12 protein-coding genes are annotated in these 16916 nt (G+C 68.3%); 7 read left to right on the forward strand and 5 right to left on the reverse strand.

The window, feature by feature from the left end:
• The first annotated feature begins 9 nt into the window (after window positions 1-9).
• The 6 genes from OQ789_RS04965 (at window position 10) to rfbA (ending at window position 6488) form a co-directional block, all read left to right on the forward strand.
• Window positions 10-1110, forward strand: a complete 1101-nt coding sequence (locus tag OQ789_RS04965) for a DUF7159 family protein (RefSeq protein WP_324683920.1) — start codon at window positions 10-12, stop codon at window positions 1108-1110.
• 153 nt (window positions 1111-1263) lie between these two features.
• Window positions 1264-2751, forward strand: a complete 1488-nt coding sequence (locus OQ789_RS04970; RefSeq protein ID WP_324683921.1) for a DUF7159 family protein — start codon at window positions 1264-1266, stop codon at window positions 2749-2751.
• Window positions 2752-2841: 90 nt separating this feature from the next.
• A complete protein-coding gene (locus OQ789_RS04975) occupies window positions 2842-4167 on the forward strand; it encodes a UDP-glucose/GDP-mannose dehydrogenase family protein (protein ID WP_324683922.1) in 1326 nt (441 codons plus the stop codon).
• A 263-nt stretch (window positions 4168-4430) separates the two neighbouring features.
• On the forward strand, window positions 4431-5186 hold the full coding sequence (locus OQ789_RS04980) for a maleylpyruvate isomerase family mycothiol-dependent enzyme (protein WP_324683923.1): 756 nt from the start codon (window positions 4431-4433) through the stop codon (window positions 5184-5186).
• 28 nt (window positions 5187-5214) lie between these two features.
• Window positions 5215-5586: a nuclear transport factor 2 family protein gene (locus OQ789_RS04985; RefSeq protein WP_324683924.1), complete on the forward strand. Its 372-nt coding sequence runs from the start codon at window positions 5215-5217 to the stop codon at window positions 5584-5586.
• Between the two features lie 26 nt (window positions 5587-5612).
• A complete protein-coding gene (gene rfbA, locus OQ789_RS04990; RefSeq protein WP_324683925.1) occupies window positions 5613-6488 on the forward strand; it encodes a glucose-1-phosphate thymidylyltransferase RfbA in 876 nt (291 codons plus the stop codon).
• Here the strand turns inward: rfbA and OQ789_RS04995 are convergent.
• The 5 genes from OQ789_RS04995 to OQ789_RS05015 form a co-directional block, all read right to left on the reverse strand.
• Window positions 6430-7695, reverse strand: coding sequence for a YibE/F family protein (locus OQ789_RS04995; protein WP_324683926.1), 1266 nt, complete (start codon window positions 7693-7695; stop codon window positions 6430-6432). The genes rfbA and OQ789_RS04995 overlap by 59 nt on opposite strands.
• A 32-nt stretch (window positions 7696-7727) precedes the next feature.
• Window positions 7728-9020: a pyridoxal phosphate-dependent aminotransferase gene (locus OQ789_RS05000; protein WP_324683927.1), complete on the reverse strand. Its 1293-nt coding sequence runs from the start codon at window positions 9018-9020 to the stop codon at window positions 7728-7730.
• Between the two features lie 32 nt (window positions 9021-9052).
• Entirely contained in the window at window positions 9053-12112 is a 3060-nt protein-coding gene (locus OQ789_RS05005; RefSeq protein WP_324683928.1) for a (Fe-S)-binding protein, read from the reverse strand.
• 242 nt (window positions 12113-12354) lie between these two features.
• The gene (locus OQ789_RS05010; RefSeq protein WP_324683929.1) at window positions 12355-14028 is read right to left on the reverse strand and encodes an Hsp70 family protein; all 1674 of its coding nucleotides are present in this window, start codon (window positions 14026-14028) and stop codon (window positions 12355-12357) included.
• A gap of 141 nt (window positions 14029-14169) precedes the next feature.
• Window positions 14170-14709 (reverse strand): hypothetical protein, encoded by a 540-nt coding sequence (locus OQ789_RS05015; RefSeq protein ID WP_324683930.1) that lies wholly within the window; start codon window positions 14707-14709, stop codon window positions 14170-14172.
• 695 nt (window positions 14710-15404) lie between these two features.
• Here OQ789_RS05015 and OQ789_RS05020 point away from each other — a divergent pair.
• The gene (locus OQ789_RS05020) at window positions 15405-16796 is read left to right on the forward strand and encodes a sugar porter family MFS transporter (protein WP_420716048.1); all 1392 of its coding nucleotides are present in this window, start codon (window positions 15405-15407) and stop codon (window positions 16794-16796) included.
• Window positions 16797-16916 lie beyond the last annotated feature (120 nt).

Raw genomic sequence — 16916 nt, forward strand, 5'->3', positions numbered from 1 at the left:
GGAGGAGCGGTGGACGTCGTACTTGGCGTGTCCATGGCCCCTGAGTCGGTTCACATGGTGCTCGTCGAAGGTGAGGCTGCCGACGGGGTCACTGTCGATCAGGACGGTTTCACTCTCCTCGGCAACGAAACACCCACCACCGCAGCGGATCACGTTGTCGCAGCCATTCTCGGCACCCGGGAGAGTGCGGCACAGGGCGGGTATCGGCTGAGATCCAGCGCGGTGAGCTGTACCGACCCGGCCAAGGCGGCGGCGCTGCGAAATGCGTTGGCGGCAAGCAGAATTGATAACGTGATGCTGGTCTCGGCGGTCGTGGCCGCCGCGGCGCTTGCACAGGCCATGGGCAGCGCGACTCGTTGGGCCCGCACCGCGTTACTGCTCGTCGAACCCACCGGCGCGACCCTGGCGGTCGTCGACAGCTCCGACGGAACGCTCGTCGATACCCAGCGGCACCCGCTGCCGCGCAGCGACGACGCCGCGCTGGCGAAGCTGACCGCGATGGTCTCGGGCGCCGAGTCGATGAGGGCGCGGCCCGACGGGGTGTTCCTGGTTGGCTCTGAGGTCGACATCCGGTCGATCAAGCCGACGCTCGAGGCCGCGACCGCACTGTCGGTGACCACCCCCGAGGAGCCCGAGATGGCACTGGCGCGTGGCGCCGCGTTGGCCGCGGCGAACGCGATGCTGGGAGCGCCGCGAACGGTCTCGATGCCGGCTGCGCAGACCTCCCCGGCCGAACTCGCCTACAGCGCCGAGGACGGCCCCGCCGACCGGCTTGCGGACGCCGCGACGCACCGGCGGCGCAGCCGCAAGCCAACCTTGACGGTCGCCGCGGTGGCGATGGTCTGCATCGGTGGCATCGCGGCGCTGGCGCTGGCGCTGGCCGTCGGTATCCGGCCCCACGCAGACCAGCGACCGGCCGTCGGCAGGAACGTCGTCGCCCCGCAGACTCCGCACGCCGGTTTACCGGGCCCATCCCCGCCGTCGGGCACTCCGGCGGCACCGCCGCCAGCGCCCCCGTCGGCACCGCAGCCGTCCCCGCATTCCGGTGACCATCAACGTTGGGACGACTGGCTGCACCGCCACCTGGGCTCGCAGATGCCATCGCCGTAGCCCGGGTCCCGGCCCGCCCCGCGGGTGACGAGCGCGCGTAAAATTTGTCGTTTAGGGGAACTACGGTGGAACCGCAGCGACGTCTCGCGCCACGTCCTGGTGCGACGGGCCCGCCCCCACCGCGAATGACTAGCAACCGACTTTGGAGGAGCTATGGACACCGTATTAGGTGTGTCGATGGCGCCGACGGCAGTCCGGATGGTGCTGGTCGAGGGGGAAAACGGTGATGGCGCGACCGTCGACGAAGACAATTTCGACGTCGCCGTCGCTGATGAAGTAGCAACGGTATCCGCCTCCGACCAGGTAGTCTCGGCCATCCTGGGGACGCGTCAGGGCGCAGCCGAAGGTGGCTATCAACTGGCGTCGACCGGGGTCACGTTCACCGACCCCATCGAAGCCGCCGCGCTGCGCGACAAGCTGGCCGCCTACAAGGTCGAAAATGTGATGCTCGTCTCGGCTTTCCTGGCCGCGGCGGCGCTGGCCCAGGCGGTGGGCCATCGGACCAACTACGCGCAGACGGCGCTGCTCTACATCGAGCCCGACAACGCGACGCTGGCAGTCGTCGACAGCGCGGACGGGTCCATCGCCGACGTTCAGCGGCAGGCCCTGCCCGACGACGACGAGGCGGCAGTCGCCCAGCTCGCCGCGCTGGTGGCCAACGCGGAGAACCTGCAGACGCGCCCGGACGCCGTGTTCGTCGTCGGCTCCGGCATCGACATCCCGATGATCAAGCCGGCGCTGGAGGCCGCGACCACCCTGCCGCTCACCGCGCCCGAGGAACCGGACACGGCACTGGCCCGCGGCGCGGCGTTGGCGTCGGCGCATGCCCCGCTGTTCTCGTCGTCCACCGCGGCCCTGGCTTACGCGCAGGATCCCGGCACCGGTGCGATCGACCCGCTGGCCGCGGCGCCGGTCTACTTCGACACTCCGGGCGAGGCGGACGGACTCGCCTACAGCGCCGTGCCCGACGACCTGGACGACTTCTTCACCGGCTCACAGACCGCAGCGACGGCGCTGGTCGACTCGGACTATCAGCCGCGCAGCTCCTTCAGGCTGGTAGGAACCGCGGTGGCGGGGATCTTCGTCGTCGGTGTGGTGGCATTGGTCGTGGCGTTGGCCATCGCCATCCGGCCGACGGCCAACGTGCGGCCCAGCCCGAACCAGAACGTGGTCGTCGCGCCCACCCGCCCGGCTCCGGCGCCGGCCGCCCCGGCCCCCGCTGCACCGGCCAACGCGCCTGCAGCGCCCGCACCCGCCCCCGAGGCTCCGGCTCCCGAGGCGGTGCCGCAGGCGCCCGCTCCGGCGCCGGCCGCTCCCGCTCCCGCTCCGGTGGCTCCCGTGCCCGTTCCCGTGCCTGCGGCTCCCGCTCCCATCCCGGTGCCGGAAGCCCCCGCACCCGTCCCGGCGGCTCCACCACCGCCGCCACCCGCGGTGGCGCCGATTCCGGTGCCCATTCCGCTGCCGATACCGGGCCTGGGCGGGCCCGGGTTCGGCGGACCCCCGGGCGGCGGCTGGGGCCCGCACGGCGGCGACGGAGGCCCGCGCGGCGGCTTCCCCGGGTTCCCCGGCGGCGGTGGCGGCCACGGCGGCGGCGGCTTCCCCGGCTTCGGCGGCGGCCACGGCGGCTTCGGGCGGCACTGACGCCTGACGGCAGCCACCTGTCATCTGCCGTTTGCCTCCCGCTCAGCCCCGCGATGCGGTTCGCTCATCGCGGCCACCTACACCGGTTGTATGCGATGCACCGTGTTCGGCACGGGTTACCTGGGCGCCACCCATGCGGTGGGGATGGCGGCACTGGGACACGACGTGCTCGGGATCGACATCGATCCCGGCAAGGTGGCCAAGCTCGCCGGGGGAGACATTCCCTTCTACGAGCCCGGCCTGCGAAAGTTGTTGCAGGAGAACCTGGCTGCCGGCCGGTTGCGGTTCACCACGGACTACGACATGGCGCCCGACTTCGCAGACGTGCACTTCCTCGGGGTGGGCACTCCCCAGAAGAAGGGCGAATACGGCGCCGACCTGCGCCACGTGTACGCCGTCATCGATGCGCTGGTGCCGCGGTTGACGACGTCGGCTGTGCTGGTTGGCAAGTCGACCGTTCCGGTGGGCACCGCGGCCGAATTGCACGATCGGGCCGCCGCGCTGGCGCCGCACGGCGTTGATGTCGAAATCGCCTGGAATCCCGAATTTCTGCGTGAAGGCTATGCGGTGCAGGACACCCTCAACCCCGATCGGATCGTGCTGGGCATCAACCGGGATTCGACGCGGGCCGAGGCCGCCGTTCGTGAGCTGTACGCGCCGCTGCTCGAGGCCGGCGTTCCTTTCCTGGTGACGGATCTGCAGACCGCGGAGCTGGTCAAGGTTTCCGCCAATGCCTTTCTGGCGACCAAGATCTCGTTCATCAACGCCATCTCCGAAGTCTGCGAGGCCGCGGGCGCCGACGTCAGCCTGCTTGCGGATGCGCTCGGCTACGATCCCCGCATCGGACGCCAATTCCTCAATGCCGGTTTAGGTTTCGGTGGCGGCTGCCTGCCCAAAGACATCCGCGCATTCATGGCTCGCGCCGGTGAGCTGGGCGCCAACCAGGCGCTGACGTTCCTGCGCGAGGTGGACAGCATCAACATGCGCCGCCGCACCCGGATGGTGGAACTGGCCAGCGCGGCCTGCGGTGGCTCGCTGCTGGGCGCCAACATCGCAGTGCTCGGAGCGGCGTTCAAAGCCGAATCCGACGATGTGCGTGACTCACCCGCGCTGAATGTCGCGGGCCAGTTGCAGCTGAACGGCGCGGCGGTGAACGTCTATGACCCCAAGGCCCTCGACAACGCGCAGCGCCTGTTCCCGACGCTGAACTACGCCGTGTCGGTCGAAGAGGCGTGCGAGCGTGCGGACGCGGTACTGGTGCTCACCGAGTGGCGCCAGTTCGTCGACATGGACCCGAACGACCTGGCCGACCGGGTTCGGGCCCGCGTCATCGTGGACGGCCGCAATTGCCTTGATGTCGCACGCTGGAACCGGGCCGGTTGGCAGTTGTTCCGACTCGGGGCGCCGCGCGTCTGAGGCGGACTACACGTTGGCGGGACCACGAATCCGTCAAAGGTGTTCCACGCAAAGCGTTTTGGTCGTGACGGATTGAAGCCTAGTCGTGCTTGCAGGTGACGCACCCCGGGCTGAGCAGGTTGTGGGCGCGGTACCAGCGGTGGGGCGATCAGAAGGACCGGCCGTCGATGCTTGTTCACGCCGCACGTGGATGCGCCCTCAGCGCGGGTGAGCGCGCGCAGAGCGGTAACGAGTCAACGTCATTTCGCGAGTAGCCTGACCGGGTGGACTATGCCGGTAAGTTTGTCGAGGAAAACCAGGCGTTTTCCGAGATCTTCCGCGATGTCGACGAATCCACTCCGGTGCCCACCTGCCCGGGCTGGACCTTGCGACACCTATTCCGCCACGTCGGGCGCGGCGACCGCTGGGCGGCTCAGATCGTGTCCGACCGACTCGACGGCTACCTCGACCCCCGCGCGGTGGAAGGCGGCAAGCCGCCGCCGGATCCGGCAGGCGCGATCGCCTGGCTGCATGGCGGCGCTCAGCGGCTGATCGACGCGGTCGAACTGACCGGGGTGCAAACACCGGTGTGGACGTTCCTCGGGTCCCGCCCGGCGAACTGGTGGGTCCGGCGCCGGCTGCACGAGGTCGCGGTGCACCGCGCCGACGCGGCGTTCGCGCTGGGCGGCGATTTCACCTTGGAACCCGCCGTGGCCGCCGACGGGATCACCGAATGGCTGGAACGGGTGGCGATCCAGTCGGATGGCAAGGAAATGCCGCTGCCGCTCGAGGAGGGCGACACCCTGCACCTGCACGCCACCGATCCCGGGCTGGGTGAAGACGGCGAGTGGACGATCGCCGTCGAGCAGGGGCGGATCACCTGGTCCCACCGGCACGGCAAGGGCAGCGCAGCACTGCGCGGCCCCGCGACCGGGCTGCTGCTGGCGATGTTGCGCCGCCGGCCACCGGCCGAGACCGACGCCGAGTTGTTCGGCGACGACGCCGTGTGGCAGCGCTGGTTGGACCGCACGCCTCTCTAGCCGAGGGCAGCACGGTAATTTGCACACCATGACCACATCGGAGATCGCCACCGTTCTGGCATGGCACGACGCCCTGAACACTTCTGACCTGGACACCCTGCTGTCCTTGTCCAGCGACGACATCGAGATCGGCGACGCGCACGGAGCCGCGCAGGGCCACGAGGCGCTGCGCAACTGGGCGAGTTCGCGCCAGGCGAGCACGCAGCTGGGCCAGATGTACGTCCACGACGGCGTCGTCGTCGCCGAACAGAAGCGGAGCAGCCCCGACGGTTCGGGGGAGGCCACCGACGCGTTGGCGTTCCGCGTCGTCCGTGACCACGTCACCTCGGTCTTCCGGCACGACGGCCTGGCGTCGGCGCTGGCCGCCACCGAGCTCACCGAGTCCGACGCCATCGAATAGGCGATCAAGGCATCAGGAGCTGTTCAATGCGCGGAATCATCTTGGCCGGCGGGTCTGGCACCCGCCTGCATCCCATCACCACGGGCATCAGCAAGCAGCTGCTGCCGGTCTACGACAAACCGATGGTGTACTACCCGCTGTCGACGTTGATGATGGCGGGAATCCGCGACATCCTGGTGATCACCACCCCTCACGACGCGCCCGGATTCCAGCGGCTGCTGGCCGACGGTTCACAGTTCGGCGTCAACATCACCTACGTGACGCAGGAGAACCCCGATGGCCTGGCGCAGGCATTCGTCCTGGGCGCCGAGCACATCGGCAACGAGCCGGTGGCTTTGGTATTGGGGGACAACATCTTCTACGGCCCGGGCCTGGGCACCAGCCTGAGCCGCTTCCAATCCATTAGGGGGGGAGCGGTTTTCGCGTACTGGGTGGCCAACCCGTCGGCGTACGGCGTCGTCGAGTTCAGCGGCGACGGCACGGCGCTGTCCTTGGAGGAGAAGCCCAAGACGCCGAAATCCAACTATGCGGTGCCGGGTTTGTACTTCTACGACAACGACGTGATCGAAATCGCGAAGGGCCTGCAGAAGTCGGCGCGCGGTGAGTACGAGATCACCGAGGTCAACCAGATCTATCTGAACCGGGGCTTGCTCTCGGTCGAGGTGCTGGCGCGCGGCACGGCCTGGCTGGACACCGGGACGTTCGACTCGTTGCTGGACGCCAGCGATTTCGTGCGCACCCTGGAGCGACGGCAGGGCCTGAAGGTCAGCGTCCCCGAGGAGGTGGCGTGGCGGCGCGGCTGGATCACCGACGATGAGCTGGCCGAGCGCGCCCAGAGCCTGCTCAAGTCCGGCTACGGCGGCTATCTGCTGGACCTGTTGGAGCGCAGTCGATTTCAGTAGGTTTGGCGAGCACCGCGGCGATCGCCGTGGTCAGCGGCACCGACAGCGCCAGCGCGATGCCGCCCACCGCCGAGCGGGCGATCTCGATGGCCACGCTCTCGCTGGTCAGCACGTCGGTCAGGGAGCGGTTGGCGACGCTGAACAGCAACAGCAGCGGCAGCGAACTGCCCGCGTAGGCCAGCACCAGCGTGTAGACCGTGCTGGCGATGTGGTCGCGGCCCACCCGGATGGCACCCAGAAAAATCGCCCGCCGAGAGCCACCGAGGTGGGCGAGCTCGAACACCGTCGACGCCTGGGTCACGGTCACATCGTTGAGTACGCCCAGCGACCCGATGATGAAGCCGGCGAGGAGCAGGCCGCTGATCGACACGCTGCCCAGATACGCGCTGACGGTGCTGTTCTGTTCGTCCGACAGCCCGGTCAGCTGCACCAGTTGTATTGCCGTCCAAGATAATCCGGCGGCAAGTAGCAGCGCCGACAGGGTGCCCAGCAGCGCGGCGCTGGTCCGCAGGTTCACCCCGTGCGCGAGATAGATGACGGCGTACAGGATCGCCGCCGCCGCCACCAGCGCCACCGGAACCGCAGGCGCGCCGTCGCGCAGCGCCGGCAGCAGGAACGTCACCAGCACCACGAAGGCGACAACGATGCCGACCAGCGCCAGCAGCCCGCGCCAGCGCGCCACCGCCACGATCACCACCGCGAACGCGATCGCCAAACCGGCCAGCGCCCAGCCACGTTCGAAGTCGTAGAACGCATAGCTGGTGGCACCCTGCTCGTCGACCTGTCGGACGAGCCGAATGTGGTCGCCCACCGCGAATTTCGGCTGCCCGGGACCGGGCGAGGACTCCAGCAGTGTCTGGGCCCCCGCGTTGGGTCCCGAATCGATCGAGACCTGGGTCAACACGCACCGGCCGGCGCCCGCCGGGGCCGGCTGCGCTGCGCCGGTGAGGACCTGGCTGACCGACGGGCTGCCGCAGTCACCCATTCCGCTCGACAGCACGTGCCCGGCCTGCGTGCTCACCGCGCCGCCGGCCGCGTTCTGCAGCGGCATCGGGATGTCGACGTGTTGTCGGCTGGGCCAGAGCACGATCGCGCCGACGGCTACCGCAACGCCGATCGCCACCAGCAGCCCGACGACAATCCTGGCGGGCAACGGACCGACGGCGAACGGGCCCGACGGCGCGCTGTGCGAATGGGAGTGCGTCACCCGCTCCACCGTAGAGGCGGCCGCGCGAATGCCTATTGCCGATAGCCGACGAGAAAGTTTCCCAGCCGCTCGATCGCGGCCGCCAGGTCGCGGGACCACGGCAGCGTCACGATCCGCAGATGATCCGGCGCGGGCCAGTTGAACCCGGTGCCTTGCGTGACCAGGATCTTCTCCTGCAGCAGCAGGTCGAGAACGAGCTGTTCGTCGTCGCTGATGTCGTAGACCTCGGGGTCCAGCCTCGGGAACGCGTACAGCGCCCCGGCGGGCTTGACGCAGGACACGCCCGGAATCTCGTTGAGCTTGGTCCACGCGACGTCGCGCTGCTCGAGCAGCCGCCCGCCGGGCAGCACCAGGTCGTCGATGCTCTGGTAGCCGCCCAGGGCCACCTGGATCGCGTGCTGCGCCGGAACGTTGGGGCACAGCCGCATGTTGGCCAGCAGGTTGATGCCCTCGATGAAGCTTCCGGCGTGGTCCTTGGGCCCGGTGATCGCCAGCCAGCCGGCCCGATAGCCGGCCACCCGGTAGGCCTTGGACAGGCCGTTGAAGGTCAGGCACAGCATGTCCGGCGCCAGCGTGGCCAGGTTGATGTGCTTGGCGTCGTCGTAAAGGATCTTGTCGTAGATCTCGTCGGCGAGCAGCAGCAGCTGGTGCCTGCGCGCCAGGTCGACCATCTGGGTGAGCACTTCGCCCGTGTACACCGCGCCGGTCGGGTTGTTGGGATTGATCACCACCAGTGCCTTGGTGCGGTCGGTGATCTTGGACTCCATGTCGGCGATGTCGGGCTGCCAGCCCTGCGTTTCGTCGCACAGGTAGTGCACGGGCGTGCCGCCCGCCAGGGAGGTCGACGCCGTCCACAGCGGATAGTCCGGGGACGGGATCAGCACCTCGTCGCCGTTGTCGAGCAGGGCCTGCAGCGTCATGGTGATCAGCTCGGACACCCCGTTGCCCAGATAGACGTCGTCGACGTCGAAGTCGGGGAATCCGTCGACCAACTCGTAGCGGGTGACCACCGCCCGGCGTGCGGGCAGGATGCCGCGCGAGTCGGAATATCCCTGGGCGTATGGCAGCGCCTGGATCATGTCGCGCATGATCACGTCGGGCGCTTCGAAGCCGAAGGGCGCCGGGTTGCCGATGTTGAGCTTGAGGATGCGATGCCCCTCGGCCTCCAGCCGCGCGGCCTGCGCGTGCACCGGCCCGCGGATCTCGTACAGGACGTCCTGGAGCTTCGACGACTGCGCGAAAGTACGCTGCGGCCGGTGATGAGCCGACGGCTGCAGAGGCAGCTGATGGGTGGTCACACCGTTAATGGTGCCATCCCTGTCCACTGAAATTTGCTGTCAAGCGGAAAAGACGCAGGTCAGCGTTTACCGGGGGGACGCGCCCCACGTGCGATGCCCAGGCCCTTGACCGGCGGCTGCGCCGGCGCGTCGTCACCGTCGGTCTGCTTTGCCGGCTCCGCTTTGGGCGCAGGCTCCCGTTCGGGCTGTTCGGCGGGCGCGGCCTCGGCTTTGGGTGCCTCGGCCTTGGGTGCCTCGGCCTTGGGTGCCTCGGCGGCCGGTGCGGCCTTCTTGGCGCCGGGTCGCTTGGCGCCCGCGGCGATGCCCAGGCCCTTGACCGGCGCCGCGGGCGCCTTGGCTTCGCCGCCTTCGGCCGGAGATTCGTCTGCAGCCTCGGCCTTCGATGGCTCCGCGGGCGCGGTCTCGGCCTTGGGTGCCTCGGCGGCCGGTGCGGCCTTCTTGGCGCCGGGTCGCTTGGCGCCCGCGGCGATACCCAGCCCCTTGACCGGCGCGGCGGGTGCCTCGGCGGATGCCTCGGCCGGTGCTTCCGCCCCGGCGGTTTCGGCCTTCGCGGTCTCGGCTTTCGGCGCCTCGGCCTTGGCGGGTGCTGCGGCCTTCTTTCCCGGCTTCTTGGCACCCCCGGCAATGCCCAGCCCCTTCACTGGGGCGGCCGCCTGCGTGGTGGACTCGGCGGCCGGCGCGGCCGCGGCCTTCTTTCCGGGTTTCTTCGCGCCGCCGGCGATGCCCAGCCCCTTGACGGGCGCGGCGGGAGCCGCAGCGGCCTCAGGCTTGGGGGCCGCTTCTTCCTTGGCGGGTGCCTCGGCCGGAGCGGTTGCCGTGGCCGCCGAGGCCTTGGGCGCCTCGACCGCCCGCTTCTCGGCCGCTGTGGCTGCTTCTCGGGCGGCCGTGCCCTTCTCCGGTAGCGTCGCCTTGTCGTACTCGAGAGACCCCAGCAGGATCTGGGCGACGTCGAGCACCTCGACGCCGCTGCGGCCTGCCTCCTCCTGACGGTCGTTGACGCCGTCGGTGACCATCACCCGGCAGAAGGGGCACCCGGTGGCGATGGTGGCGGCCCCGGTGGCCAGCGCCTCGTCCACGCGTTCGTGGTTGATGCGCTTACCGATGTGTTCTTCCATCCACATCCGCGCGCCGCCGGCGCCGCAGCAGAAGCTGCGCTCGGCGTGCCGCGGCATCTCGGTCAGGTTCGCTCCCGCGGCGCCGATCAGCTCGCGCGGCGCCTCATAGACCTTGTTGTGCCGGCCCAGGTAGCACGGGTCGTGATAGGTGATGTCCTGCGACACCGGGGTCACCGGCACCAGCCTGTTGTCCCGGATCAGCCGGTTGAGCAGCTGGGTGTGGTGCAACACCGAGTAGTTGGCGCCGAGCTGGCGGTACTCGCGGCCCAGGGTGTTGAAGCAGTGCGGGCAGGTGACCACGATCTTGCGGTCGACGGTCTCGGTGCCCTCGAACAACCCGTCCAGGGTCTCGACGGCCTGGGCGGCCAGCTGCTGGAACAGGAACTCGTTGCCCGAGCGGCGCGCGGAGTCGCCGTTGCAGGACTCGCCGGTGCCGAGCACCAGGTACTTCACCCCGGCGATGGCCAGCAGTTCGGCGACGGCCTTGGTGGTCTTCTTGGCCTTGTCGTCGTAGGCGCCGGCGCAACCCACCCAGAACAGGTACTCGAAGCCGTCGAAGCTGTCGACGTCTTCGCCGTAGACGGGAACGTCGAAGTCGACCTCGTCGATCCAGTTGGTGCGGTCTGAGGCGTTCTGGCCCCAGGGGTTGCCCTTGGTTTCCAGGTTCTTGAACAGCACGGACAGTTCGGACGGGAACTCCGACTCCATCATCACCTGGTAGCGGCGCATGTCGACGATGTGGTCGATGTGCTCGATGTCCACCGGGCACTGTTCGACGCAGGCACCGCAGGTCACGCAGGACCACAGCACGTCGGGGTCGATGACCCCGCCCTGCGCCTCGGTGCCCACCAGCGGCCGCGTGGCCTGGTCGGGGCCGGAGCCCGTGATGCGGCCGAAGCCGGACTCGGGAACGTGGTGGGCCTCGGCGTGCTCCTCGCCGGACAGCTTCTCGCCGATGCCGCCTTCCGGCGTGCTCTCGAGGGGGCCCTCCTTCTCGCCCAGGATGTAGGGCGCCTTGGCCATCCAGTGGTCGCGCAGGTCCATGATGACGAGCTTGGGCGACAGCGGCTTGCCGGTGTTCCACGCGGGGCACTGCGACTGGCAGCGCCCGCACTCGGTACAGGTGGCGAAGTCCAGCATGGCTTTCCAGCTGAAGTCCTCGATCGTGCCGCGGCCGAATTGCGCGTCGTCGGGGGGGTTTTCGAAGTCGATCGGCTTGCCGTCGTACTCGAGCGGCAGCAGCGGGCCGAGCCCGTTGGGCAGGCGCTTGAAGATGACGTTGATGGGCGCGGTGAAGATGTGCATGTGCTTGGAGTGCAGCACGATGATCAGGAACGCCAGCATGACCAAGATGTGCAACAGCAGCGCCGTCGTCTCGATGATCTCGTTGGCGGGCTCCCCGAGTGGCCGCAGGATCTTGCCGAACAGCTGCGACAGGAAGGCGCCGTTCCCGTAGGGGAGCGTCCCATTGTTGACCGCGGCTCCCCGCACGAACACGTAGGTGAACACGACGTTGAAGATCATGAACAGCACCAGCCAGGCGCCGCCGGTGTGGGAGCCGTAGAACCGTGACTGGCGGCCGATCTCGCGTGGGCTGCGCAGCAACCGGATGACGGCGAAGGTGGCGATGCCGAGGAACACGGCGGTCGCGAAGAAGTCCTGCAGGAACCCCAGCGCGTCCCAGCGCCCGATGATCGGGATGTGGAAGTTGTCCTGGAACAGCAGCCCGTAGGCCTCGATGTAGACCGTGAGCAGGATGAAGAATCCCCACATGGTGAAGAAGTGCGCCAAGCCCGGGATCGACCATTTGAGTAGTCGCCGCTGCCCGAAGACCTCGGAGACCTCGGCCCAGACGCGTTTGCCGGGTTCGTCGGTGTGCCCGGGCGCCGGCTTGCCGGACGTGATCAGCTTGAACAGCCACAGGACGCGCCGTGCGGCGAGTGCGGCCACGACCAGCGTCATGCCCATGCCCACGACCAGCCTGATGAGCATCTGCGTTGTCACAGAACGTCTCCCCAATGCATAGATAATTCGGCCTGTGCTTATCTGCCTGCTTAAGCCCTGCTCATAGTTGCATCTCCGCGGCTTTCAGCGCGAGAAAGGCTGCCCTAAGTTGCGGTTCGCCGGTGCCTCTGGCCTGCCGGTTAATGCCCATTCACCGGATGTGACATTTCTCGAAGTGACGAGCGCCACCAGATTTCGCCAAATGACCCTGCACCGAGGGCCTTTGACGGCCCGGGCCCATCTCAGCGCCCGAACGGCGGTTGAAAGATGGGCGGCAGGGGACGCGTGCGGGTGGTCGTCGGGGCGGCGGTCGTGGAGGTCGTCTGCGATGTCGTAGTCGGTGGGGCCGTCGTGGTGGTCGTGCTCGGCGGCGCAGTCGTGGTCGTGGTCGATGGCTCCGGCGTCGTGGTGGTGGCCGGAGGCTCGGTGGACGGTGGCGGCGGCGCCGGGACCACGGTGACGGTGGTGCTGCTGTCCGGTCCGGTGATGGTCACCGTTTGCGGCGGCTGGCTGGGCGGCGACGTGGGGCTGACCGGGGTGGGTTTGGTGAGCAACAGGTTGATCGCCAAGATCAGGGCTATCAGCACCGCCGCGCCCGCCGCGGCGACGCTCAGCACCAGCGCCGTGCGCTTGTACCAGGGCAGCCGCGCCGGGACATCGGCGTAGCGGCCGCCGGTCGCATTGTCGAAATCCCTTGCCTCGTCGGCATATTCGCCGGTGGCGTCCCGCCCCGTATAGGGCACGGGCTCGTCGTTGTCGGCGTCTTGCGACCACGCCAGGGCGTCGTCCACGTCGGTGGCCTGTGCACCCCGAGTGGCCTGGGTCATGTCGACCCCGGTGGTGCCGACCATTTCGGTCGGCGCTTCCACGGCGGCGGCCGCGGCGGTCGGTGCTGCACCGGAGGCGTAATGCGGGCCGAGCGCCGCCGCGCCGAGGGCGGCGGCCAACACGGGCTGCGCGGAGCTGTGCACCGGCACCCCGAAGCGTTGCGACAAGCGCGCTTTGAGTAACGGGATGTTCGCGCCACCGCCGCTGATCGCGATGGCGCCGAGCCTGGCATTGGGAATTGCGTTGCGCCGCAACGACGCATCGACCGACGAGAGGAGACGGTCCAGCGGTGCGGAGATCAGTTGCTCGAAGTCGGTGCGGGACAGCTGCGCACCCTCGCCGGAAACCCCGGCGAGGGTGCTCACCGCGGCGGTCGACAGTTGCTCCTTGGCGCGCCGGCACGCGCCGAGCAGGCGGGCCTGCGACCCGGCCCGCGCGGAGCCGCCGAGCATGGCCGTGCTGACGTCGGAGGCCAGCAGGTGATCGAGGATGAGCTGGTCGATCACGTCGCCGGAAAAATCTGTGTACCGCGCGGCCGGGCCGACGGGCGCGAAGCCGGCCCTGGCGTCCATCAACGTGACGGTGGTGCCGCCGGCGCCGAAGTCGCACAGTGCGATCACGCCGTCGGCCCCGAATCCCGGCGTGCCGCGCAGTGCCGCGAGCGCGGCGGTGGCGTCGGAAACCAGGATCGGCGCCACCCCGCCGCGGGCGAGGTCGGATTGGACGAAGAACTCCTCACGCAGGGCCGCGAGCTGGTCCTGGGACCAATAGGCGGGCACCGCGATGGTGATCGGTGATCCGTAGCCCACCGCGCGCGCCATGGCTTCGACGGCCTCGACCGTCAGGGCCGCGCCGACATACTTGGTGCCGTCTGCCGCCACCAACGGCGCGCGGTCGCCGACACGTTCGACGAACCCCCGCAGCACCAGGCCGGACTCGGTCAGGTTCGGATTCTCTTCCGGCAGGCCAACTTCGGTGGGACGGTGTTCGAATAGCGTCAGCACGGAGCTACGGGTCACCGGAGCGCTGCCCGCGCGGGCGGCAACCAGGTTGGCCACCCCGATCGATAGCCCGAGCGACTCGCTCATGTACTACACCCCTGTGTCCGTTGTCCCGTTGCCGTCGCACGGCGGCGGTTCGCCCCACCGTAAGCGGACGTGGATTGCAGCGAGTGTAGGGCTTCGCCGGCGCCAGGCGGCGGAACCGTGATCGTGTTCGCCACCCGCTCGCTAACGCAGGCCCGGCGGGACCGTGACCGGACTCGGCACCCCGGGGATGGTGATCACCGACGGCAGCTGCGGCAGATGGTGGTGATGCGACGGCTGCTGGGTCTGCCCCCCGGTCGGTTCCTGCTGAGTGGGCTGCTGCGCCGGTGGCTGTTCGGCGCTGCTGCTCGGCGACGTCGTGGTGGGCGTGGTGGACGTCGTGGTCGACGTGGTGGGGGCCGTAGTGGTAGTCGTCGTTTTCGGGACGTGGCTGACGGTCTGTTGTCCGTGGATGAGCTCGATGATGCCGTAGACGATCAATGCAATCAGGATGACGACGGAGGCCAGCCACGCGATGAGCATCGCGGGCTTGCGGTACCAGGGAGTCGGCTCGGTTTCCTGGTCGAACGGATCGACCACGCCCGGCTCGGCGAATCCCTGCGGCGGATGCGGCGGGGGACCGGTCGAGGGAATCTCGCCTGTCGGCGGCTGTTCGCGCACACCGAAGTCGCCGTGCTGCGTTGGCCGGTTGTGGAAGTCGTCGCGTGGGCCATTGGATGCCACGGCACCGATGGTACTGACCGCGCCTGCCAATCTCCTGATGCCGACCCCTGAGGGAGGCCAATGCGACGTGCGTCCAGTAAGGCTTCTCGAAAGGGTCCTACAAGTCGATTGTGGCGCTCGACACACCCACCAGCCCATTTTTCAGCCGAATAGCGTTGTAGTACAATATAACTGGCTTCTATACCGCCTTTGACTGACGTCGAATTGATTCGTTTTGCGTCGGTATGGATGTCAGACGGCAAGCCCGCAGTAAGCGTTGCGCCGTTCGGTCTGGGCAGGTCACAAGCGAGCCGAGCGAAACTGCTGGAAATGCGAATAACCCGTCCGCTCCCAGCACGTAACACGCATCCGCCACCACAGCGGCGACAGCGGTGATTCTTGCGGGCCCGGAAAACCGCGGCGAGCGACCATGAAATCCGAGCACCAGATAAGGAGGCGATCGCGATGAACGGCAGGCCCGCGGACCAGCCCGAGATTCGTCATTGCCGCTACTGCGTCACGGGCCGAAACGGCAAGTGCATGCGAGTGCGCTTCCTACACCGACACCAGCGCTGGTAGTGGCCGCAGACGATTCGGCAGGCCGCGAATGGTGGTCAGGGTTCCGCGACGACGCTCTGACCGCGGCGGGTTGGCTCTCTCGTACGGCAGGGCTGCGCAAGGAGACCGCTGCAGGCGCAGATGCGGCTGACGCGGAAGTGTCGCAGAGCGCCGGGGCGGAAAAGCAACTGACGAGCGCCGTGGTCGTCATTGCGCTCGTTTCGGCGATTTCGGGGATGCTCTACGGCTACGACACCGGCGTCATTTCCTGGGCTTTATTGCAGCTCACCGAGGACTTCAACCTCACCGAGGGCTGGAAGCAGGTGATCGCCGCCAGCATCCTGCTCGGCGCCGTCGTGGGGGCACTGACGTGCAGCTGGCTGTCCGATCGATGCGGACGGCGCGGCACATTGTTGATGCTGGCGGTGGTGTTCATCATCGGTGCACTGTGGTGCGCCGACGCGCCCGATGCCGTCGTGCTGTCGCTCGGGCGGCTAGTCCTGGGCTTCGCCGTCGGCGGGGCGACGCAGACGGCACCGATGTATGTCGCCGAGCTCTCGCCGCCGGCCTACCGGGGCCGGCTGGTGCTGTGCTTCCAAATTGCCATCGGGGTGGGCCTGCTCGTCGCCACCCTCGTCGGTGTCTCAGACTCGGTCTCCTGGCGAGGGCCGATCGGAATCGCGTCCGTACCCGCCGCGATCATGCTGTGGCTGTTGCTGCGGCTGCCGGAAAGTCCGCGCTGGCTGGTCAAGCATGACGATCGAAACGCTGCACGAGCCGTGCTGAAGCATGTCCGGCCGGAGGGCTACGACGTGGGCGCCGAGCTGGACGAAGCGACCGAACTCGCGCGCGTCGAACGCACTGCCAGCACCCGCGGGTGGAGTGGGTTACGTGAAGCCTGGGTGCGCCCGGCCCTGGTCCTGGGTTGCGGCATCGCGGTGTTCACCCAGCTCAGCGGCATCGAGATGATCATCTACTATTCGCCGACCATATTGACCAACGACGGTGTGTACAGGTCCATGGCGCTGCAGGTGTCGGTGGGCTTGGGTGCGGCGTACCTGGTCGCCCAGCTGGTCGGGTTGGCCATCATCGACCGGGTCGGTCGGCGCCGGCTCACCCTCATCATGGTGCCGGGTGCGGCGATCAGCCTGTTCGTGCTCGGCCTGCTCTTCGTCACCACCGACAGCGGTCACGAAGTGATCCCGTACATCATGATCTGCCTGATCGCCTTCATGCTGTTCAATGGCGGCGGCCTGCAGCTGATGGGCTGGCTGACCGGCTCGGAGACCTATCCGCTTGCGGTGCGACCGGCGGCCACCGCCCTGCAGTCTGCAACGCTGTGGGGGACAAACCTACTCATCACGCTGACGATGCTGTCGCTCATCCACGCGATCGGGACCGGCCCCTCGATGTGGGTCTACGCGTTGTTCAACGTGGCAGCGTGGATCTTCGTATTCTTCCGCATGCCCGACCTCACCGGCAGAAGCCTGGAGGAGATCGAAAACAAGCTGTCCGAGGGGAATTTCCGACCGTCCGACTTCGCGCGCTGACGAATTCTGTTGCGCAGCAGGATGTTCGGGTAGCAGTCCGAAAGCCTCGGCGATCGAGGTCGCCGGGCTGCCCGAATTTCTGATGCAGGCCAGCGGCGACGCACCCGCAAGCTGAAGAAC

It is taken from the genome of Mycobacterium sp. 94-17, from assembly GCF_035617725.1.
Lineage (GTDB): Bacteria > Actinomycetota > Actinomycetes > Mycobacteriales > Mycobacteriaceae > Mycobacterium.

Bases quoted from the DNA above. Each gene is read 5' to 3' on its own strand.
- OQ789_RS04970 (WP_324683921.1), top strand. From the start codon at position 1,264: ATGGACACCGTATTAGGTGTGTCGATGGCGCCGACGGCAGTCCGGATG.
- OQ789_RS04975 (WP_324683922.1), top strand. From the start codon at position 2,842: ATGCGATGCACCGTGTTCGGCACGGGTTACCTGGGCGCCACCCATGCG.
- OQ789_RS04985 (WP_324683924.1), top strand. From the start codon at position 5,215: ATGACCACATCGGAGATCGCCACCGTTCTGGCATGGCACGACGCCCTG.
- rfbA (WP_324683925.1), top strand. From the start codon at position 5,613: ATGCGCGGAATCATCTTGGCCGGCGGGTCTGGCACCCGCCTGCATCCC.
- OQ789_RS05010 (WP_324683929.1), bottom strand. From the start codon at position 14,028: ATGAGCGAGTCGCTCGGGCTATCGATCGGGGTGGCCAACCTGGTTGCC.